Genomic DNA, 19,160 nt, shown 5'->3' with positions numbered 1-19,160 from the left:
TGGGCACCGGGCTCGGCTACTTCACCGCCGTGGGGCTGATGCAACGGTGAACCGCCTCACCCGCTTCCTCCGGCACAACGGCCTGACCCTCGCCTTCTTCACCGCCTTCCTGCTCACCCTCGCCGGGCAGGCGGTGGCCGGCCACGCCGACTTCAACAACCGGCTCACCACCGACGGCCTGCACCCGATCGGCTTCCTCGACTACCTCGCGACCTCCGACTTCGCCGTGGACGTCACCGAGAACTGGCAGTCGGAGTACCTCCAGTTCTTCCTCTACGTCTTCGGCACCGTCTGGCTGCTCCAGCACGGTTCACCGGAGTCCAAGGAGCTGCACAAGGCCGGGGTGGAGAGCGATCAGGAGCAGAAGGTCGGTGAGCACGCCGGTCCGGAATCCCCGCGCTGGGCCGCCGCCACGGGCTGGCGGCAGCGGATGTACTCCCGCTCGCTGGGCGTCGTCATGGCGGCCATCTTCGCCTGGTCCTGGCTCGCGCAGTCCATCACCGGCGCCGCCGCCTACAACGAGGAGCACCTGCGCCAGCTCCAGGCACCGGTCTCCTGGTGGGCCTACCTGGGCTGCGCCGACTTCTGGGACCGCACCCTCCAGAACTGGCAGTCCGAACTCCTGGCCGTCGCCTCGATGGCCATCCTCTCCGTCTATCTGCGCCAGCGCGGCTCCCCCGAGTCCAAGCCGGTCGGCGCGGCGCACACGTCCACCGGGGTGGAGGGCTGAGGGTCACCGCCCGCACGCGATCTCGTGCAGCTTCTCCAGCCGCTCCCGGGTCTCCTCGTTCCTCGGCGTGTACGTCACCACCCGGGCGCCCACCTCGGGGGCCAGCCACAGGTCCGTGTGCTCCAGGGTCAGGTGGCCCACGTGGGGGTTGAGGAACTCCTTGGTCTTGGAGCGGGTGTCGACCACCTCGTAGCGCTGCCAGTTCTCGTGGAAGGCGGGTGACTCCTCCAGCCGCTTCAGGAGCACCTTCCAGGCGGGCTCGCCGAGGTGACCGGCGAGGGAGGCACGCAGCCGGGCGGCCATCAGGCGCTGGGTCTCCTCCAGGTGGACGACCGCCGCCTGCCACTCCTTGTTGGTGTGGACGAGCAGCATGCAGTTGCGGTCCTCGGGCGGGATCGCGTCCAGGTCGCCCAGCAGACGGCCGTAGGTGCGGTTGTAGGCGAGGATGTCGTACCGGCTGTTCTGGATGCAGGCCGGGATCGGCTCCAGCCGGGTCAGCATCTCGCGCAGGGCGGGGGTGATGCTGGGGCAGGTCGCGGCGGGGGTCGGGTCGGTCGCGCCGGCCAGCTGGAAGAGGTGGGCGCGTTCGCTGGCGTCCAGGCGCAGGGCGCGCGCGAGGGCGTCCAGGACCTGGACGGAGACCTGGATGTCACGGGCCTGTTCGAGCCAGGTGTACCAGGTGACGCCGACCGCGGAGAGGTGGGCGACCTCCTCGCGGCGCAGCCCGGGGGTACGGCGGCGGGCCCCGCGCGGCAGGCCCACCTGTTCCGGCGTGATGCGTTCCCGTCTGCTGCGCAGGAACGCGGCCAGCTCGTGCCGACGGATCTCCGCTCCCCGGGCCGGCTGCGCCCGGGTTTCCTGGACCGAGGTCGTCATACGTCCAGGGTGCCGGGCGGGACAGCCTGTTTCCAGGTGCTTCCAGTACCAGGACGAGGAGCGCCGACCACCAGCATGAACCGGAATCCGGCCCTGTCGCCGACTGGTTCCGGGTAGTTCCGCTACCAGGATGAGGAGACTCTGGTACCAGCTTGGGCGGTGTTCCAGGCTCGGGAGCATGAGGGAAACCGTCACCGCCCCCGCCGTCCGGCCGACGGCGGCTCCGCCCGCGCTCGGCGGGCCCGGGCTGTTCACCGTCCTGCTGGCCGCGGCGCTGCCGCTGGTCGACTTCTTCATCGTCAATGTCGCCCTGCCGACCATCGGCGCCGATCTCGCCGCGGGCGAGGCCGTGCTGGAGCTGGTCGTCGCCGGGTACGGGGTCGCGTACGCCGTGCTGCTCGTGCTCGGCGGGCGGCTCGGGGACCTGTTCGGCCGGCGCCGGCTGTTCCTCGCCGGGATGGCCGCCTTCGGGCTCACCTCCCTGGCCTGCGGACTCGCGCCCGGCGCCTGGAGCCTGGTCGCCGCCCGGGTCGCGCAGGGCGCCTCGGCCGCCGCGATGCTGCCGCAGGTGCTCGCCACCATCCAGTCCGCCACGAGCGGCGCGCGCCGGGCGAAGGCCATGAGCCTCTACGGCGCCACGGCCGGGCTGTCCATGGTGGCGGGGCAGATGCTCGGCGGGGTGCTGGTCGCCGCCGACCTCGCCGGGACCGGGTGGCGGGCGATCTTCCTCGTCAATGTGCCGGTGGTCGTGCTGGGGCTCGTGCTCGGCGCGCGGTACGTGCCGGAGACCCGGTCGCAGCACCCGGAGCCCGTGGACGGGCCGGGCACCGTGCTGCTCGCGGTGTCCCTGCTGACACTGCTCGCGCCGCTCACCGAGGGCCGGGCGGCCGGCTGGCCGCTGTGGACCTGGCTGTCGCTGGCCGCGTTCCCGTTCGCGGCGGGCGCGTTCTGGGTGGTGGAGCGGCGGGCGGACCGGGCGGGGCGGACCCCGCTGGTGCCGCCGAGCCTGTTCCAGGTGCCGTCCATGCGGCGCGGTCTGGAGCTGATGGTGCCGTTCTCCATCGGCTTCAGCGGGTTCATGTTCATGATCGCGTTGGCGTTGCAGCAGGGTGCCGGGCTCGGTCCGGTGCCGGCCGGGCTCGCGCTGGCGCCGATGGCCGTCGCGTTCCTGCTCGTCTCCCTCGCCGGGCCCCGGCTGATCGCCCGCTTCGGCACGCGGGTGGTCACCGCCGGGTCCGTGCTCCAGGGCGTGGGCGTGCTGCTGATCGTGCTGGCCGCGTGGCGGGACTGGCCACGGCTGGACATCGTCTCCCTGCTGCCGGGCGCGGCGGTGGCCGGCGCGGGTCAGGCGCTCCAACTGCCCAACATCATGCGGCTGGTGATGTCCGAGGTGCCGCCGGCGCGGGCCGGGGTCGGCAGCGGGGTGATGGTCACCACGCAGCAGTCGGCGCTGGCGCTGGGGGTGGCCACGCTGGGCACGCTGTTCCTGACCCTGGTGCCGCATCTGGGCATGCGGGACGCGCTGGTCAGCACGTTGCTGGTGCAGTTGGGCGGGGTGGTGCTGACCGGTCTGCTGAGTCTGCGGTTGCCGCGGGCGGTTGGCTGAGTCCCGGGGGTCGCGGCGCCGTCGGCCAGGCGGCGCGCGCGCCGGTCGAGGTGGTTGGTCCAGACCTATTGACGAGAGGTCTGGACCAGCGCACTGTCATGTCTACGACACGCGACACCTCACCGACCCCCACCGGGAGGCCCCATGCTCCGCCGTACCCTGCGCGTCCTCACCGCCGCGCTCGCCGCGGCCGTTCTCGCCCCGCTCGCGATCGCCACCGCGCCCGCCGCCTCCGCCGCCGACACCTGCGCGGTGAAGTCGAAGCCGGCGGGCAAGGTGCTCCAGGGCTACTGGGAGAACTGGGACGGCGCCGCCAACGGCGTCCACCCGCCCTTCGGCTGGACCCCGATCACCGACTCCCGCATCCCCGCCCACGGCTACAACGTGATCAACGCGGCCTTCCCGGTGATCCGCTCCGACGGCACGGCCCTGTGGGAGGACGGCATGGACGCCGGCGTGAAGGTGGCCACGCCGGCCGAGATGTGCGCGGCCAAGGCGTCCGGCCGGACGATCCTGCTGTCCATCGGCGGCGCGGCGGCCGGTATCGACCTCAGCTCGTCCGCCGTGGCCGACCGTTTCGTGGCGACGATCGTGCCCATCCTGAAGAAGTACAACTTCGACGGCATCGACATCGACATCGAGACGGGCCTGGTCGGCAGCGGGAACATCGGCCGGCTCTCCCCGTCCCAGGCCAACCTGATCCGCATCGTCGACGGCATCCTCGACCGGATGCCGGCGGGCTTCGGCCTGACGATGGCCCCCGAGACGGCGTACGTCACCGGCGGCAGCGTCACCTACGGATCGATCTGGGGCGCCTACCTGCCGATCATCAAGAAGTACGCGGACAACGGCCGCCTGTGGTGGCTGAACATGCAGTACTACAACGGCAGCATGTACGGCTGCTCCGGCGACTCCTACGCGGCCGGCACCGTGCAGGGCTTCACCGCCCAGACCGACTGCCTCGCCAAGGGCCTGGTGGTGCAGGGCACGACGATCAGGGTGCCGTACGACAAGCAGGTGCCCGGCCTGCCCGCCCAGTCCGGCGCGGGCGGCGGCTACATGTCCCCGTCCCTGGTCTCCCAGGCCTGGACGCACTACGGCACGTCGCTCAAGGGCCTGATGACGTGGTCGGTCAACTGGGACGGCGCGAAGAACTGGACGTTCGGCGACAACGTCAAGGCGCTCCAGGGCCGCTGAGCGGGGGCGGACAGGGGGCGCACACACGAATGCCGGACGAGTCCGCGCTGGCGGCTCGCCCGGCATCCGGCGTTGCGACTAGGCGCCCAGCAGGCGCTGGGCCAGGTAGCCCTCGATCTGGTCGAGCGACACGCGCTCCTGCTTCATCGAGTCGCGCTCACGCACGGTCACCGCGTTGTCGTCCAGCGTGTCGAAGTCGACGGTCACGCAGTACGGCGTACCGATCTCGTCCTGGCGACGGTAGCGGCGGCCGATGGCGCCGGCGTCGTCGAACTCGATGTTCCAGTTCTGCCGCAGCGCCTGGGCGAGACCCTTGGCCTTCGGGGACAGCTCGGGGTTCCGCGACAGGGGCAGCACGGCGACCTTCACCGGAGCCAGACGGTGGTCCAGGCGCAGCACCGTGCGCTTCTCCATCTTGCCCTTGGCGTTCGGCGCCTCGTCCTCGACGTAGGCGTCGAGCAGGAAGGCCAGCATGGTGCGGCCGACACCGGCCGCGGGCTCGATGACGTACGGCGTCCAGCGCTCGCCGGCCTCCTGGTCGAAGTAGGAGAGGTCCTGGCCGGAGGCCTTGGAGTGCGCGGAGAGGTCGTAGTCGGTGCGGTTGGCCACACCCTCCAGCTCGCCCCACTCCGAGCCGCCGAACTGGAAGCGGTACTCGATGTCGGCGGTGCGCTTGGAGTAGTGGGAGAGCTTCTCCTTCGGGTGCTCGTACCAGCGCATGTTCTCCTCACGCAGGCCCAGGCCGGTGTACCAGTTCCAGCGCTGCTCCATCCAGTACTCCTGCCACTGCTCGTCCTCGCCCGGCTTGACGAAGAACTCCATCTCCATCTGCTCGAACTCGCGGGTGCGGAAGATGAAGTTGCCCGGAGTGATCTCGTTGCGGAACGACTTGCCCATCTGGGCGATGCCGAACGGCGGCTTGCGGCGCGAGGTGGTCTGCACCTGGCCGAAGTTGGTGAAGATGCCCTGGGCGGTCTCGGGGCGCAGGTAGGCGACGGAGCCGGAGTCCTGGGTCGGGCCGAGGTGCGTCGACAGCAGGCCCGAGAACTGCTTGGGCTCGGTGAACTGGCCCTTGTTGCCGCAGTTCGGGCAGTTGATGTCGGCGAGGCCGTTCGCCGGGGCGTGGCCCTTCTTCTCCTCGTACGCCTCCTCCAGGTGGTCGGCGCGGAACCGCTTGTGACACGCGGTGCACTCGGTCAGCGGGTCCGTGAAGGTGGCGACGTGGCCGGAGGCCACCCAGACCTCGGGGGCCAGGATGACGGACGAGTCGATACCGACGACGTCCTCGCGCGACGTCACCATGTAGCGCCACCACTGGCGCTTGATGTTCTCCTTGAGCTCGACACCCAGCGGTCCGTAGTCCCAGGCGGCACGCTGTCCGCCGTAGATCTCACTGCACGGGAAAACGAAGCCACGGCGCTTGCTCAGGCTGACGATGGTGTCGATCTTGTCGGCGGCCACGGTGCTCTCTTCATTACGACGACGGGCGTTGAAGCGAGATGCTTCCAGCGAATGATTCAGGTTACCGGCGCATGCTCCCCCACGACCAAATCGGCCCCTGCCCAGACCGTCTGACGAGCGTTGTTGACAACGGTTTCCATATTTGTTGAAAATGACTGTCATGAACGTACGACGACGCACCCGGCCCCGCGCGCAGCGCCTCATATCCGCCGCCGCGGTCGCCGCGGCCACCGCCCTCGGGATCGGCACGCTCTCCGCCTGCTCCGGCGACAAGGCGGTCGCGGCCAACACGAGCAAGTTCGACGTCGTCGCGTCCTTCTACCCGATGACCTTCCTCGCCGAGCGGATCGGCGGGGACCACGTCCACGTCACCACCCTCACCTCCCCCGGTCAGGAGCCGCACGACCTGGAGATCAGCCCCCAGCAGATCGCCTCCCTCCAGGAGTCCGACGCGGTCCTGTACCTGAAGAACCTCCAGCCGTCCGTCGACGACGCGGTGGCCCAGTCCCCGGTCAAGACCAAGATCGACGCGGCTTCCCTGACCACGCTGGAGGACCACGGCAACGAGGTCGGCGGCCACGCGGCCGAGCACGACGGCCACGAGGGCGAGGAGTCCGCCGGCAAGGACCCGCACGTCTGGCTCGACCCGGTGCGCTACGCCCAGGTCGCCGAGGGCGTCGGCAAGGCCTTCGAGAAGGCCGACCCGAAGCACGCGGCCGACTACAAGAAGAACACCGCGGCCCTGGTCAAGCAGCTGGACGAGCTGAACACCCAGTTCGAGGACGGCCTCGCGCACACGAGGAGCAAGGTCTTCATCACCACGCACGCCGCCTTCGGCTACCTCGCCGAGCGCTACGGCCTCACCGAGGAGGCCATCAACGGCCTCGACCCCGAGTCCGAGCCGAGCGCCGCCCGGGTCAAGGAGCTGGAGAAGATGGCCAAGGCCGACGGCGTCTCCACGGTCTTCTACGAGACGCTCGTCAGCGACAGGACCGCCAGGACCATCGCCCACGACGCCGGCCTGAAGACCGACGTCCTCGACCCGATCGAGGGCATCACCGACAAGTCCCGCGGCACGGACTACTTCGCGGTCCAGCGGGCCAACCTCAAGGCGCTCCAGCAGGCGCTGGGCGCCCAGTGACAGGAGACGAGATGACCAGCGAGCCTGTCATAGCCCTGCGCGGCGTGACCGCCGAACTCGGCGCGCGCCCCGTGCTGCGCGGCATCGACCTCACCGTCGGCCGCGGCGAGGTCGTCGCGCTGCTCGGCGCGAACGGCTCCGGCAAGTCCACGGCGATCCGCACGATCATCGGCCAGGTGCCGGTGAGCGGCGGCACGATCGAGCTGTTCGGCGCCCCGCGCCGGTCCTTCCGGGACTGGGCGCGCGTGGGCTACGTACCGCAGCGGACGACGGCCGCGGGCGGGGTCCCGGCGACGGTCACCGAGATCGTCTCCTCGGGCCGCCTGTCCCGCACCCGCTTCGGCGTCTTCCGCAAGGCCGACCGGGAGGCCGTGCGCCGGGCCCTGGAACTGGTCGGCATGGCGGACCGGGCCAAGGACTCCGTGAACGCGCTCTCCGGCGGCCAGCACCAGCGAGTGCTGATCGCCCGGGCACTGGTCGCCGAGCCCGAGCTGCTGATCATGGACGAGCCGATGGCGGGCGTCGACCTGGCCAGCCAGGAGATCCTGGCGCGCACCCTGAGGCAGCAGGTCGACACCGGTACGACGGTGCTGCTCGTGCTGCACGAGCTGGGCCCGCTGGAGCCCCTGATCGACCGGGCGGTCGTCCTGCGCGACGGCTGCGTGCTGCACGACGGCCCGCCGCCGCGCGCGGTTGGCCAGCACGCGCTGCCCGGCCACGACCACGTACACCCGCACGCACCGGCGGGCGCCGAACCGATCCGCACGGGACTGCTGAGCTGATGGACTTCCTGAACTACGCCTTCATGCAGCGGGCGCTGCTGGCCGCCGTGCTGGTCGGCATCACCGCGCCCGCGATCGGCATCTACCTGGTCCAGCGCCGCCAGGCCCTGATGGGCGACGGCATCGGACACGTGGCCATGACGGGCGTCGGCCTCGGCTTCCTGCTGTCCACGTCCCCCGTGTGGATGGCGACGGCCGTCTCCGTCCTCGGCGCGGTCCTGATGGAGCTGATCCGCTGGTACGGCAAGACCCGCGGCGACATCGCCCTGGCCATGCTGTTCTACGGCGGTATGGCCGGCGGTGTGATGTTGATCAACCTCGCGCCGGGCGGGTCCAACGCCAACCTGACGTCGTACCTGTTCGGCTCCCTGTCGACGGTGTCCGAGTCCGACGTGACCGCGATCTGCGTGCTCGCCGCGTTCGTCCTGGTGGTCACGCTGGGCCTGCGCCGCCAGCTGTTCGCGGTCAGCCAGGACGAGGAGTTCGCGCGGGTCACGGGCCTGCCGGTGCGCGCGCTGAACCTGCTGACGGCGGTCACCGCGGCGGTCACCGTCACGGTCGCCATGCGGGTCGTCGGCCTGCTGCTGGTGTCCGCGCTGATGGTCGTCCCCGTGGCGGCGGCGCAGCAGCTCAGCCGCAGCTTCACCGTCACCTTCGTGATCGCGGTGGCGATCGGGGTGGCCGTGACCGTCAGCGGCACGATCACGTCGTACTACCAGGACGTCCCGCCGGGCGCCACGATCGTCCTGCTGACCATCGCCGCGTTCCTCGCGCTGACCACGCTGGCCGGCCCGCTGGCCCGGCGACGCGCCCGCGCGGCAGCCGCCGCCCAGCCCGCCGGGGACCCTGCGGAGTGCGCGATTCCGGCCGCGCGGGGCGCCGGGGACGAGGTCGGCGTCTGACCGCCGACAGCCCGGGCTGGCACAATGGCCCGGGCAGCAGCAGACGTGAGGAGGCAACGGTGACGACCGCTGGACCGCCCGTGAAGGGCCGCGCGACCCGCCAGCGTGCAGCCGTGGCGGCGGCCCTGGACGAGGTCGACGAGTTCCGCAGCGCGCAGGAACTGCACGACATGCTCAAGCACAAGGGCGACTCCGTCGGCCTGACCACGGTCTACCGCACCCTCCAGTCCCTCGCCGAGGCCGGCGAGGTCGACGTCCTGCGCACGTCCGACGGCGAGTCCGTCTACCGCCGCTGCGCCAGCGGCGAACACCACCACCACCTCGTCTGCCGCGCCTGCGGCAAGGCGGTGGAGGTGGAGGGCCCGGCGGTGGAGAAGTGGGCCGAGGCCATCGCCGCCGAGCACGGTTACGTCAACGTGGCCCACACGGTGGAGATCTTCGGCACGTGTTCCGACTGCGCCGGGGGCTGCTCGCCGTAGGCGTGCGAGCCCGTTGCCGGGTGCCGGTCTGTTGTGGCTGGTCGCGCAGTTCCCCGCGCCCCTTCGGGCGCGGCAGCACCCGGCGTCGAATCAGCTCCGCTCGCCCTCCATCGCCAGCAGATCCTCGTTCGGGATCGCGCCGCCGAAGCGGCGGTCGCGGGAGGCGAACTCGACGCAGGCCCGCCACAGGTCACGGCGGTCGAAGTCGGGCCACAGCACGTCCTGGAAGACCATCTCGGCGTACGCGCTCTGCCAGAGCAGGTAGTTGGAGGTGCGCTGCTCCCCGCTCGGCCGCAGGAACAGGTCGACGTCCGGCATGTCCGGGTAGTACAGGTACTTCTGGATGGTCTTCTCGCTGACCTTGGACGGGTCGAGCCGGCCCGCCTTCACGTCCTCGGCGAGCCGCTGCGCCGCGTCGGCGATCTCCGCCCGGCCGCCGTAGTTCATGCAGAAGTACAGGGTGAGCAGGTCGTTGCCCTTCGTCTGCTCCTGGGCGACCTGAAGCTCCTTCGCCACCGACTTCCACAGCTTGGGCATCCGGCCCACCCAGCGCACCCGGATGCCCAGCTCGTCGAGCTGGTCGCGGGTCTTGCGGATGAAGTCGCGGTTGAAGTTCATCAGGAAGCGGACCTCGTCGGGGGACCGCTTCCAGTTCTCGGTGGAGAAGGCGTACAGGGAGATGTTGCGGACGCCGATCTCGATGGAGCCCTGGAGCACGTCGATCACGCGCTCGGCGCCGACCTTGTGCCCCTCGGTGCGCGGCAGCCCCCGTTCCTTGGCCCACCGCCCGTTGCCGTCCATGACGATCGCCACGTGGTTCGGGACCAGCTCACCCGGCAGCTTGGGCGCGCGGGCACCGGACGGGTGCGGCTCCGGCGCCTTGTACTCGCGCCGCTGGCGCCCCAGGATCCCGCGTACGACCATGTGCTTCTCGTCTCCTCTACCGTGCCGTGCTTACTTCTCTACGTACCGCAGGGAACGCAGCCCGCGCTCCAGATGCCAGTGCAGGTAGGCGGACACCAGCCCGCTGCCCTCGCGGACGTACCGCGCCTCGCACGTGTCCGCCGTCTCCCAGTCTCCCGTAAGCAGCGCCCCCAGCAGCACCAGGGTCTGCGGGGACGGTACGACGCTGCCGGGCACCCGGCAGTCCCCGCAGACGGAGCCGCCGGAGGCCACGGAGAAGAACCGGTTCGGGCCGGGCATCCCGCACTTCGCGCAGTCGCCGAAGCTGGGCGCGTAGCCGTTGACGGCGAGGGAGCGCAGCAGGAAGGCGTCGAGGACGAGGTGCGGCGCGTGCTCGCCCCGGGCGAGCGTCCGCAGGGCCCCGACCAGCAGCAGGTACTGCTGGACGGCCGGCTCGCCCTCGTGGTCCGTGAACCGCTCGGCCGTCTCCAGCATGGCGGTCCCGGCGGTGTAGCGGGCGTAGTCGGTGACGATCCCGCCGCCGTAGGGAGCGATGGTCTCGCTCTGCGTGCACAGCGGCAGGCCGCGCCCGATCAGCTCGCTGCCCCGCGCGAAGAACTGCACGTCGACGTGGGAGAAGGGTTCGAGCCGGGCGCCGAACTTGGACTTCGTACGCCGCACGCCCCGGGCGACGGCCCGCACCCGGCCGTGGCCGCGCGTGAGCAGCGTGATGATCCGGTCCGCCTCACCCAGCTTCTGGGTGCGCAGCACGATGCCGTCGTCGCGGAACAGACTCATGGCTCCATTCTCGCCCATGCCGAGGACGGTGCCGCCGCCGGTATTGGTGACACCACTACTTTGCGTACGCACTTGTTACGGGTTGTCGGGGGACCAAGGATGGACGCATGCCCTCGTCGACAGATTCCGTCAGCCGCGTCAGCGACGTCAGCCAGGTCAGCCACGAGGAATTCCGCGCCACGCTGGGCCGGTTCACCACCGGCGTCGTGGCGGTGACCGCGGTTCGCGCGGGCGATGCCGCACCGGTCGGTCTCGCGGTGAATTCCTTCACCTCGGTGTCCCTCGATCCCGCGCTCGTTCTGTTCTGCATCGCCCGGACGAGCACCAGCTGGCCACAGGTCCGGGCCGCCGAGCGCTTCTGCGTCAACATCCTCGGCGCGGACCAGCGCGAGCTGAGCAGCCGCCTGGCCACGAGCGGCGCCGACAAGTTCCGGGGCGTCCGGTGGAGCGCCACACCGGCCGGGACGCCCGTGCTGGACGGCGCCATCGGATGGCTGGAGTGCTCGGTGGAGGCCGAGTACCCGGCCGGGGACCACGACGTCGTCATCGCCCGGGTCCACCGGCTCAGCAGCCGTGAGGACGGGGCGCCGCTGGTCTTCTACCGCGGGTCGTACGAGCGGCTGGCCGCCTGACGCGGCGCGGCCCGATCATCTCTCCGGACCAACAGTGAGTGGGTTGACCCTTCATGACACAGAGCACCGGTTCCCGCAGGCCCCTCGGAGTCGGCATCGTCGGTCTCAGCGCCGACGGCGGCTGGGCCGCCCGCGGTCACCTGCCCGCGCTCGCCGCGGTGGAAGGATTCGAGCTGCGCGGTCTGACGGCGTCCTCGCCCGAGGCCGCGCGGCGGTCCGCCGAGAAGTACGGGGTGCCGCTGGCCTTCACCGACGTCGCCGAGCTGGCCGCCCATGACGACATCGACCTGGTCGTCGTGGCGGTCAAGGTGCCCCGTCACCGCGAACTGATCGAGCCCGCGCTGGAGGCGGGCACGATGGTGCTGAGCGAGTGGCCGCTGGCCGTCGGGGCGGAGGAGGCGCAGGCGCTGGCCGCGCTCGCCGAGCGGCGCGGGGTGCGCACCGCGGTGGGTCTCCAGTCCCGTTCCGCCCCGGCCGTGCGGTACCTGCGGGACCTGATCGCCCAGGGATATGTGGGCGAGGTGCTGTCCACCACCCTGGTGGGCTCCGGCGGCGGCTGGGGCCCGGTGGTGGGCTCCCGCGGCGCGTACACGGCCGACCGCGCCAACGGGGCCACGCTGATGACGATCCCCTTCGGGCACACCCTGGACGCGCTGACGATGTGCCTGTCGGGCTTCGCCGGGCTCACGGCCACCACGGCCACGCGCCGCGCCAAGGTGCGCGTGGCGGAGACCGGGGAGTCGCTGCCGCAGACCGCCGAGGACCAGATCGCCGTGTCCGGCGTGCTGGAGAGCGGCGCGGTCGCCTCCCTGCACTACCGGGGCGGTTCCAGCCGGTCCACCAACCTGCTGTGGGAGATCAACGGCACCGAGGGCGACCTGGTGGTCACCGGGGACACCGGGCACCTTCAGTTCGGCCAGTTCACGCTCCGGGGCGCCCGTGGCGACGAGGAGCTGTCCGTGCTGCCCGTCCCCGAGGAGTACCAGCTCGTGCCGGGGGTGAGCGGGCCGGCGTCGCCGGTCGCGCACGCCTACGCCCAGCTGCGCACCGACATCGAGGAGGGCACCCGGACCGTGCCCGACTTCGCGCACGCCGTCGAGCACCACCGGCTCCTGGACCGGATCGCGCGCGCCGCCGAAACGGGCGTCCGTCAGTAACGGCACCGCATACACGCAAGTCCCCCGGGCCGTCGGGTCCGGGGGACCTCGCGTACGCCGGGGCGGGTCAGGGTGCCGCGCGGTCGCCGGCGAGCAGCGTCCGGCAGGCGCGCACCAGGCGCGCCGAGACGTCCTCGGCGTGGTCGAAGAGGTAGAAGTGCCCGCCGGGCCAGAGGTGACAGCCCATCGGGCGGCGGGTGTACGCCGACCACCGGCGGAGCAGGTGCGGGGGAGCCAGCGGGTCGTCCTCCCCGCCGAACACCGACAGGGCCGTACGCAGCGGCGGGCCGCCGTCGTACGCGTAGCTGCCCAGCACCTCCAGGTCCTGGCGCACGGTCAGCGCCACGAGTTCGGCGAGAGCCGTGCGGTGGTCGGTCCCGGCGGGTGTGCCGCCCAGGCCGTGCAGATACCGGAGCACGCGGTGGGCCGGCCAGCCGGCCGGGGCGGCGGCGCGGGCGGTGCCCTCGCTCACCGGCGGCGGGACGGCCGACACCCCGAGCCAGCGGGGTTCGCGGGCCTCGGCCTCCAGCCGCCGTACCAGTTCGAACGCCAGCAGGGCCCCCATGCTGTGGCCGAACACGGCGTAGGGGCCGGTGAGTTCGGGGCGCAGCGCGTCGCACAGGTGGTCCACGGCCTCCTGGGCGGTACGGCACCGGGGGCGGGCGCGGTCCAGCAGCCGGCCCGGCAGGTCGGCGCCGAGCACCCGCCACTGGCCCGGCAGATGGGGCAGGAGCGGCGCGAAGCCCCGGGCGGAGCCGCCCGCGTGGTGCAGCAGCACCAGGGTGAAGGGCGGCTCCTGGCCGGACGGGGTGGTGACGTCGTAGACGGGCATCTCAGGCGACCAGCTCTCCGAGGAAGGTGTCCTGCTCGCCCAGGGGCATGGGCCTCTCCTTGTACAGGCAGTCCATGGGGAGCCAGTGCACCCTCAGCCGGGCGCCCGGGGGCTGCTCGTGGAGCGCGGCGGCGGCCGTGTGGCGGGGGCCGCAGGGCACGTCGTGGAGGGTCCACCGGGCGGGGTGCCGGGCGCTGTCGGCGCCGAGGTAGTCGGCGGACAGGTCCCGGGCGAGCCCGGTGCCGATGCCCTTGAGGTAGGCCTCCTTGCGCGTCCACAGCTGCCCGAAGGCGACGGCGCCGACGCCGTCGGGGCGGGCGAGCAGTTCGCTCCGCTCGTCGGGGTGCAGCGCGGGGGTGCACACGCGGACGGTGCCGCGGGAGGGGATCTTCTCGACGTCCACGCCGATCGGCACGGTGGACACACCGATGAGGGCCATGCCGGCGCTGTGGGACAGCGAGAAGTGCAGCGGGGACTCGGGCGCTTCGAGTACGGGCCTGCCGTGCGGCTCCCCGCAGCACGGGCAGGGTGCCCGGCCGAAGCGCAGCTGTCGTGGCCCGGTGTCCAGGTAGGCGCCGAGCAGCCGGCGCAGCGCGATGTGCACCGACGAGTACAGGAGGCGGCCGGCCTCGCGGCGGCAGCTGCCGGCCCGCTGCCGTTCGGCCTCGTCGAGTTCGGTCAGGTCGAGTTCGCCGGTGCAGGTGCCGGGCCGGGGCTGGCGCAGCAGCCACAGATCGGCGTCGCCCGCGGCGGGGATGGGCAGTTTCACGCTGACAGGGCTCCCGCCGTGGTCGCGCCGAGCAGGTCCACGAGACGCAGGGTCAGCGTGTGGGTGTTCTCGGCTCGCAGGATCGTGGGGAGGTCGGGTGCGACGCCGAGGGCCGCCCGTATCCGCCGTTGCAGCTCGAGGCCGGTCATGGAGCCGACGCCGAGGTCGGTCATGGTCTGGTGCCGGTCGACCTTCTCGGCCGGGCAGTGCAGGACGCGGCCGATCTCCTGGCACAGGTAGTCGCCGATCAGGCGCTCCCGCCGGGCGGGGCTCGCGGCCGCCAGTTCGGTGCGCGGGGGCGGCGTCACGTCGACCGGGAGGGTGTCGTCGTCGGGTGCGCCGGACTCGTCCGGGTCGCCGGGGGCGGTCCGGAACCAGTCGAGCAGTGCCTGGTCCACTGTGCTGCGACCTCCGTTTCAGGGTGTCGGTGAGCGGTGCGCCGCCGCGTCCAGGAGGGACACGGCGGCGCACACGGGGGGGGTCGGTGCCGCTGGGCGTCAGGCCGCGGTGGCGGCCGCCTGCGCCGGCAGCTCATGGGCGAAGCCGCAGCGCAGCCGGACGCCGGCCAGGCCCGCCTTGATCTCGACGCTGCGCCAGATCCCGCCGCGCAGGGGCAGCAGCCGCTTGCCGGTGAGGGCGGCCTCGGCGACGACCGGCGCGTCCGGGCGGTCGGGCACCGGGGAGCCGTCCGCGGGTGCCTCCAGGACCGTCTGCATCATCCACAGGGTGTTGCTCTCGGCCCGGCTGATCGAGTCCAGCTCGTACATCAGGACCTGGACGAGCTGGAGATTGACCACGAAGGCGTCGATGAGGGAGACGGACGGCTGGGTGTCGCCCTCGATGCCCTCCCGGCCGCCGTCCGGCTCCGGTGCGAAGTGCACGTCGGCCCGCGCGGCGAGGGCGTCCAGGTCGACGCGGACGTCGCGGATGAAGTGCCGCCGGTTCTTGAACCCCTCGCCCCAGAAGCGTTCCGTGCCGGGGCCGAGCGCCTTCTCCAGGCTCTCGTGGCGCGCCTCCTCCACGGTGCGGGTGGTGATGTCGTGCTCGATCTCGCACCGCACGCGCAGATTGCCCACAGTGCAGTCGTGCACGGACAGGTGCCGGGCGGACGGCCCGGGGACCTCCTCGGTCTTCACCAGGCGGGCCGCGAGCGGAATGTCCGTCAGCTCCTCCTGGGGCGCGCCGCCGGCCCGCAGGACGACCTTGCGCAGCCGCATCCGGGTCCGGGCCGCGCCGTCGAGTCCGTAGCCGTGGGCGAGGTGGAGTTCGGCGAGCTGGACGCCGAGGACGAGCGCGTCGACGGTGCTCAGGTGGGGCCGTAGGTCGGTGCCGTCCTTCTTGCGGGACCAGTCGGCGGGATAGGTGACGTCCACGGTGGCCCGCACGCCCGCGTCGGGGGCGTCGGCCGGGGTGACGACGACGTCCCTGACCTGGTAGCCGGCGCGCTGGTAGCCACGGGAGAAGAAGCGGGTCTCGCTCGGGCCGAGGTAGTCGTCGATGGACGTGAGCGACAGCTGCTGGCCGGTTCCCACGGTCACACCCCCGCCGACGCGGCGCGTATCGCCTCTTCGTAGACGTCGATCAGCTCGCCGACGGTACGGACGTCGGTGATGGAGCGGTCCGCACCGAAGGGGTCGACGCCGAGTTCGGCCTCCAGCTGGAGCAACAGCTGTGCCAGCAGCAGGGAGTTGAGGCCGGCCGTCAGCAGCGGGTCGTCCAGGGAGTAGCCGGCGCCGCCCTCCTCGTCGAGCAGGACGCTGTCGATCTCGCGCTGGATGGCCGCCCGGATCTGGGCCGCCGGTGTCCGCGTGTTGTTCAGCATGTGATGCCTCCATCGATGACAAGGGTGTGTCCGGTGATGAACCGGGCCTCGGGCGAGGCGAGGAAGAGGACCGCCTCGGCGATCTCGTCCACGGTTCCCAGGCGGCCCAGCGGGGTGCGGTGCTGGATCTTCTCGCGGTTGCGCGAGGTGACGTCCGCGGTCATGTCGCTGTCGAAGAAGCCGGGCGTGACGGTGTTGACCCGGATGCCCAGGGGGCCGAGTTCGCGGGCCAGGGCGCGGCCGAGTCCTTCGAGGCCGGCCTTGGCCGCGGCGTACACGGCGACGCCCCGGTAGCCGCGGATGGCGTTGATGGACGAGACGTTGACGACGGTGCCGCCACCGCCTCGCGTCATGACGCGGGCGCAGGCCTGCGCCAGGTGCATGGGCGCCAGGAGGTTGGCGCCGACGAGGTCGTTCATCCGGCCGGGGGCGCCGGTCAGGAACAGCTCCTGGTGGAGCACGCCCGCGTTGTTGACCAGCAGGTCGATCCGGCCGAAGCGCCGGGCGCTGTCGCGGGCGAACTCCCGCAGCCCGGTGAAGTCCGTCAGGTCGACGGCCGCCCAGTGGAAGGAGTCCGGGTGCTTGTCGGCCATCGCCTCGGTGAACTCGTTGGGCGTGCGGCTGAAGGTGGCCACGCGCCGGCCGTCGGCCAGGAGCCGTTCGACCAGGACGCGGCCCAGTCCCCTGCTTCCGCCGCTGACGACGGCGACGGGGGCGTCGGGGCCGCCGGGCGCGGGCCCGGCGGGGTCGGTGGCCGGGTTCACACCGCGCTCCGGATCTTCTTGAAGCGGTCGGAGTGCTGGTCGTCGTCGGTGACCTCGACCAGCAGCGGCACCTTGTAGGCCTCCAGCCGCCGGCTGCAATACCTCCGGACGCGGCGGGCCACCTCCCGGGGGTCCGCCGGCTCGGTGAGCTTCACCCGGGCCTGCACCACCTGGCCGGTGATGTGGCTGTGCCGGCCGGAGACCGTGGCGTCGGCGATGATGTCCATCTCCAGCAGGACGTTCTCGACCTCGCTGGGGTAGACCTTCTCCCCGGCCACGTTGATGATCTCGGACTTGCGGCCGAGGATGCGGACGTAGTCGCCGTCGGTCTCCACCGCGTCCTGGGTGTTGAAGTAGCCCTCGTCGTCGAAGGGCGCGGGTGCGTTGAGGTAGCCGAGCATGGCCATGTCGGAGCGGATCCACAGGATGCCGTCGCGGATCCGGTAGTCGAAGCCCTCGCCGCCGAGCTTCACCCAGAGGCTGTCGTTGTCACGGGACCGGGTGGACAGGATGCCCAGCTCGGACAGGCCGTAGGTCTGCTTCAGGCGGACGCCGGGCAGCGTCGCGTCGAGCCGCTGGAGCACCCCGAGCGGCATGGGCTCGGTGCCGTAGGTGATCAGTTGCAGGGAGCTGAGATCGTGGCGCGTGTAGGCGCGCGAGATGAGCAGCATGTTCAGGAACGTGGGCGTGGTGGGCAGCACCTGGATCCGGTGGGCGGCGATCGCGGCGCACACGGTGTCGGGGGTGCGGTCGTCGATGGTGACGAGGGCTCCGCCCTGGCTGAGCGTGTGCAGCAGCGTGTTGATGCCGCCGATGTGGTCCAGGTTGAGGAAGCCGAGGGTCCGCTTGGGCTTGCGGGCCTCGCCGTACTTGCCCAGCACCTTGGCGAAGTCGAGGACCGTCGCCTTGCTGCGGCCGGTCGTGCCGGAGCTGAACAGCACCAGGCCGGGGGTCCGCGCCGCGCGCAGCCGGCCGTACAGTTCGTGGTCGGCCGTGCGGCCGGTGGCCTCGAACCGGTGCCGGCCGCCCAGGGCGTCGACGGTGATGACGGCTTCCACCTCCGCGATGTCCAGGAATTCGGACCGCTTGGCCGGGGGCAGCCGGGTCAGGGGTACGACGACGGCGCCGCGGTCGATCAGGGCGAGCAGCCCGGCGCAGGCCTCGACGCTGCTGGCTCCCTCCAGCGCGACCACCTGTCCGGGCCGCACCTCCTGCGCGTCGAGGAAGGCCTTCCACTGGTCGGTCAGTTTCAGCACCTGGGCGTAGCTGTGGCTCCGGCCGTCGAAGACGATCGCGTCGGCGTCACCGAAGCTGTGCATCCGTTCGAAGAACCAGGCAGTCATGCGGTCTCCGGCATCTCGTAGCGGGCGGGTGAGGTGGGGGCGAAGGACGAGTAGGGGGAGTTGAAGGTCGGGTGGGTACGGGCCGGGGCGGGGCCGGTCCGCGGCAGCGGCAGCGCGGGCGGGGGAAGGGTGCCGGGCAGCAGGGGCCACCCGTGGGCGCGCGCCGAGGTGCGCAGCCGCTCGTCGCCGCCGACGACCACGGCGGAGCCGACGGCCTTGAACATCGGCAGGTCGGAGATGTGGTCGCCGTACGCGACGCAGTCGCCCGTGGCCGCACCGCGCCGGGCGAGGACGGTCCGTACGGCCTCGGCCTTGGCGGCGCCGATCATCGGCGGGCCCTTGAGGTCGCCGGTGTAGCGCCCGTGGGCGATGTCCGGCTCGGTGCACCAGACGTCCTCGACGCCCAGGTCGGCGGCGATCGGGCGGAGCGGTGCCGGGAACGACCCGGACACCAGGACCACCTGGTCGCCCCGCTCCTGATGGCGGCGCAGCGCGGCCAGGGCCGGCTCGTGGTAGTAGCCGCCGGTGGACAGCTCGGCCGCGAACCACGCGTCCGCGACACCGGCGAGGACGGCGGCGTCCACGCCCTGGAGGCCCCTGAAGTAGGCCCGGTTGGTGGCCTCTCGCGGGCAGCCGATCGCGGCCATGGCCTTCAGCTCACGGCGCCGCTCCTCGTACACGCGCGGCGGGTGGCCCAGGGCGGCGAGGTAGAAGGCGAGGAGACGGAACATGCTGCCGGACGTGGTCAGGGTGCCGTCCACGTCGAAGAAGGCGATGCGCGTGCGGTTCATGGGTCGGTACGCTCCTGAGGTCTGGGGGCGAATGGGCCGGCCGCGCGCCGAGGATCTTCTCCGCCCGCTTTTCGGGGCTTCCGCTCGCATTCCCGTCGACGGGCCGGTTCTCCTGGGCTGGAGGGAATTCGACCGGCGACTTCTTCGAGGGCTGCGGTGACGTCATCGCGGAAAC

General features: G+C 71.8%; 21 protein-coding genes. 9 read left to right on the top strand and 12 right to left on the bottom strand.

The window, feature by feature from the left end:
* The first annotated feature begins 46 nt into the window (after nucleotides 1–46).
* Nucleotides 47–730 (top strand): DUF6766 family protein, encoded by a 684-nt coding sequence (locus tag ACZ4WH_RS10765; RefSeq protein WP_468178823.1) that lies wholly within the window; start codon nucleotides 47–49, stop codon nucleotides 728–730.
* Nucleotides 731–733: 3 nt separating this feature from the next.
* Here the strand turns inward: ACZ4WH_RS10765 and ACZ4WH_RS10760 are convergent, their stop codons facing one another.
* Nucleotides 734–1,606 carry a helix-turn-helix transcriptional regulator gene (locus ACZ4WH_RS10760; RefSeq protein ID WP_468178821.1) on the bottom strand — a complete coding sequence of 291 codons (873 nt, stop codon included), beginning with the start codon at nucleotides 1,604–1,606 and terminating at the stop codon, nucleotides 734–736.
* Nucleotides 1,607–1,784: 178 nt separating this feature from the next.
* Between ACZ4WH_RS10760 and ACZ4WH_RS10755 the strand changes: the two genes are divergently transcribed.
* Nucleotides 1,785–3,212, top strand: a complete 1,428-nt coding sequence (locus tag ACZ4WH_RS10755) for an MFS transporter (RefSeq protein ID WP_468178819.1) — start codon at nucleotides 1,785–1,787, stop codon at nucleotides 3,210–3,212.
* Between the two features lie 144 nt (nucleotides 3,213–3,356).
* On the top strand, nucleotides 3,357–4,409 hold the full coding sequence (locus ACZ4WH_RS10750; RefSeq protein WP_468178817.1) for a chitinase: 1,053 nt from the start codon (nucleotides 3,357–3,359) through the stop codon (nucleotides 4,407–4,409).
* A gap of 78 nt (nucleotides 4,410–4,487) precedes the next feature.
* On the opposite strand, the gene ACZ4WH_RS10745 is transcribed toward ACZ4WH_RS10750, so the two are convergent.
* Complete coding sequence (locus ACZ4WH_RS10745; RefSeq protein WP_468178815.1) at nucleotides 4,488–5,870, bottom strand: glycine--tRNA ligase; 1,383 nt, start codon at nucleotides 5,868–5,870, stop codon at nucleotides 4,488–4,490.
* 160 nt (nucleotides 5,871–6,030) lie between these two features.
* On the opposite strand from ACZ4WH_RS10745, the gene ACZ4WH_RS10740 reads away from it, so the two are divergent.
* Genes ACZ4WH_RS10740 through ACZ4WH_RS10725 form a run of 4 tightly spaced genes read left to right on the top strand, consistent with a single transcriptional unit; the run spans nucleotide 6,031 to nucleotide 9,174 of the window.
* Nucleotides 6,031–7,011 carry a metal ABC transporter substrate-binding protein gene (locus ACZ4WH_RS10740; protein WP_468178813.1) on the top strand — a complete coding sequence of 327 codons (981 nt, stop codon included), beginning with the start codon at nucleotides 6,031–6,033 and terminating at the stop codon, nucleotides 7,009–7,011.
* An 11-nt stretch (nucleotides 7,012–7,022) separates the two neighbouring features.
* Entirely contained in the window at nucleotides 7,023–7,793 is a 771-nt protein-coding gene (locus tag ACZ4WH_RS10735) for a metal ABC transporter ATP-binding protein (RefSeq protein WP_468178809.1), read from the top strand.
* Nucleotides 7,793–8,695 (top strand): metal ABC transporter permease, encoded by a 903-nt coding sequence (locus ACZ4WH_RS10730; RefSeq protein WP_468178806.1) that lies wholly within the window; start codon nucleotides 7,793–7,795, stop codon nucleotides 8,693–8,695. Before ACZ4WH_RS10735 ends, ACZ4WH_RS10730 begins: the two co-directional genes overlap by 1 nt.
* A gap of 59 nt (nucleotides 8,696–8,754) precedes the next feature.
* Nucleotides 8,755–9,174, top strand: a complete 420-nt coding sequence (locus tag ACZ4WH_RS10725) for a Fur family transcriptional regulator (RefSeq protein WP_468178804.1) — start codon at nucleotides 8,755–8,757, stop codon at nucleotides 9,172–9,174.
* Between the two features lie 90 nt (nucleotides 9,175–9,264).
* Here the strand turns inward: ACZ4WH_RS10725 and ACZ4WH_RS10720 are convergent, their stop codons facing one another.
* Both ACZ4WH_RS10720 and recO read right to left on the bottom strand, forming a co-directional pair.
* On the bottom strand, nucleotides 9,265–10,098 hold the full coding sequence (locus ACZ4WH_RS10720; RefSeq protein ID WP_468178802.1) for an isoprenyl transferase: 834 nt from the start codon (nucleotides 10,096–10,098) through the stop codon (nucleotides 9,265–9,267).
* A gap of 30 nt (nucleotides 10,099–10,128) precedes the next feature.
* Entirely contained in the window at nucleotides 10,129–10,875 is a 747-nt protein-coding gene (gene recO / locus ACZ4WH_RS10715; protein WP_468178800.1) for a DNA repair protein RecO, read from the bottom strand.
* 107 nt (nucleotides 10,876–10,982) lie between these two features.
* On the opposite strand from recO, the gene ACZ4WH_RS10710 reads away from it, so the two are divergent.
* Nucleotides 10,983–11,507, top strand: a complete 525-nt coding sequence (locus ACZ4WH_RS10710; RefSeq protein ID WP_468178798.1) for a flavin reductase family protein — start codon at nucleotides 10,983–10,985, stop codon at nucleotides 11,505–11,507.
* Between the two features lie 53 nt (nucleotides 11,508–11,560).
* Nucleotides 11,561–12,664, top strand: coding sequence for a Gfo/Idh/MocA family protein (locus ACZ4WH_RS10705; RefSeq protein ID WP_468178795.1), 1,104 nt, complete (start codon nucleotides 11,561–11,563; stop codon nucleotides 12,662–12,664).
* A gap of 67 nt (nucleotides 12,665–12,731) precedes the next feature.
* Here the strand turns inward: ACZ4WH_RS10705 and ACZ4WH_RS10700 are convergent, their stop codons facing one another.
* The 8 genes from ACZ4WH_RS10700 to ACZ4WH_RS10665 form a co-directional block, all read right to left on the bottom strand.
* Nucleotides 12,732–13,496, bottom strand: a complete 765-nt coding sequence (locus tag ACZ4WH_RS10700) for a thioesterase II family protein (RefSeq protein ID WP_468178793.1) — start codon at nucleotides 13,494–13,496, stop codon at nucleotides 12,732–12,734.
* Nucleotide 13,497: 1 nt separating this feature from the next.
* Nucleotides 13,498–14,265 (bottom strand): 4'-phosphopantetheinyl transferase family protein, encoded by a 768-nt coding sequence (locus ACZ4WH_RS10695; protein ID WP_468178791.1) that lies wholly within the window; start codon nucleotides 14,263–14,265, stop codon nucleotides 13,498–13,500.
* Nucleotides 14,262–14,663 (bottom strand): acyl carrier protein, encoded by a 402-nt coding sequence (locus tag ACZ4WH_RS10690; protein ID WP_468178789.1) that lies wholly within the window; start codon nucleotides 14,661–14,663, stop codon nucleotides 14,262–14,264. The genes ACZ4WH_RS10695 and ACZ4WH_RS10690 overlap by 4 nt, the downstream gene beginning before the upstream one ends.
* 99 nt (nucleotides 14,664–14,762) lie before the next feature.
* Nucleotides 14,763–15,797: an AvrD family protein gene (locus ACZ4WH_RS10685; protein WP_468178787.1), complete on the bottom strand. Its 1,035-nt coding sequence runs from the start codon at nucleotides 15,795–15,797 to the stop codon at nucleotides 14,763–14,765.
* Between the two features lie 2 nt (nucleotides 15,798–15,799).
* Nucleotides 15,800–16,087 (bottom strand): phosphopantetheine-binding protein, encoded by a 288-nt coding sequence (locus ACZ4WH_RS10680; protein ID WP_468178785.1) that lies wholly within the window; start codon nucleotides 16,085–16,087, stop codon nucleotides 15,800–15,802.
* Entirely contained in the window at nucleotides 16,081–16,851 is a 771-nt protein-coding gene (locus ACZ4WH_RS10675) for an SDR family NAD(P)-dependent oxidoreductase (RefSeq protein ID WP_468178783.1), read from the bottom strand. The genes ACZ4WH_RS10680 and ACZ4WH_RS10675 overlap by 7 nt, the downstream gene beginning before the upstream one ends.
* Nucleotides 16,848–18,194 (bottom strand): class I adenylate-forming enzyme family protein, encoded by a 1,347-nt coding sequence (locus ACZ4WH_RS10670; protein WP_468178781.1) that lies wholly within the window; start codon nucleotides 18,192–18,194, stop codon nucleotides 16,848–16,850. The genes ACZ4WH_RS10675 and ACZ4WH_RS10670 overlap by 4 nt, the downstream gene beginning before the upstream one ends.
* Nucleotides 18,191–18,985, bottom strand: a complete 795-nt coding sequence (locus ACZ4WH_RS10665; protein ID WP_468178779.1) for an HAD family hydrolase — start codon at nucleotides 18,983–18,985, stop codon at nucleotides 18,191–18,193. Before ACZ4WH_RS10665 ends, ACZ4WH_RS10670 begins: the two co-directional genes overlap by 4 nt.
* Between the last annotated feature and the right edge of the window lie 175 nt (nucleotides 18,986–19,160).

Source organism: Streptomyces sp. NPDC029138 (assembly GCF_055564375.1).
Note: the sequence above shows the minus strand (reverse complement) of the source record. Positions and strands in the feature narration are given on the sequence as shown.

Coding starts and splice junctions, on each gene's coding strand:
- ACZ4WH_RS10760 (WP_468178821.1), bottom strand. CDS start 1,606: ATGACGACCTCGGTCCAGGAAACCCGGGCGCAGCCGGCCCGGGGAGCG.
- ACZ4WH_RS10755 (WP_468178819.1), top strand. CDS start 1,785: ATGAGGGAAACCGTCACCGCCCCCGCCGTCCGGCCGACGGCGGCTCCG.
- ACZ4WH_RS10750 (WP_468178817.1), top strand. CDS start 3,357: ATGCTCCGCCGTACCCTGCGCGTCCTCACCGCCGCGCTCGCCGCGGCC.
- ACZ4WH_RS10740 (WP_468178813.1), top strand. CDS start 6,031: ATGAACGTACGACGACGCACCCGGCCCCGCGCGCAGCGCCTCATATCC.
- ACZ4WH_RS10735 (WP_468178809.1), top strand. CDS start 7,023: ATGACCAGCGAGCCTGTCATAGCCCTGCGCGGCGTGACCGCCGAACTC.
- ACZ4WH_RS10730 (WP_468178806.1), top strand. CDS start 7,793: ATGGACTTCCTGAACTACGCCTTCATGCAGCGGGCGCTGCTGGCCGCC.
- ACZ4WH_RS10720 (WP_468178802.1), bottom strand. CDS start 10,098: ATGGTCGTACGCGGGATCCTGGGGCGCCAGCGGCGCGAGTACAAGGCG.
- recO (WP_468178800.1), bottom strand. CDS start 10,875: ATGAGTCTGTTCCGCGACGACGGCATCGTGCTGCGCACCCAGAAGCTG.
- ACZ4WH_RS10710 (WP_468178798.1), top strand. CDS start 10,983: ATGCCCTCGTCGACAGATTCCGTCAGCCGCGTCAGCGACGTCAGCCAG.
- ACZ4WH_RS10705 (WP_468178795.1), top strand. CDS start 11,561: ATGACACAGAGCACCGGTTCCCGCAGGCCCCTCGGAGTCGGCATCGTC.
- ACZ4WH_RS10700 (WP_468178793.1), bottom strand. CDS start 13,496: ATGCCCGTCTACGACGTCACCACCCCGTCCGGCCAGGAGCCGCCCTTC.
- ACZ4WH_RS10680 (WP_468178785.1), bottom strand. CDS start 16,087: ATGCTGAACAACACGCGGACACCGGCGGCCCAGATCCGGGCGGCCATC.
- ACZ4WH_RS10670 (WP_468178781.1), bottom strand. CDS start 18,194: ATGACTGCCTGGTTCTTCGAACGGATGCACAGCTTCGGTGACGCCGAC.
- ACZ4WH_RS10665 (WP_468178779.1), bottom strand. CDS start 18,985: ATGAACCGCACGCGCATCGCCTTCTTCGACGTGGACGGCACCCTGACC.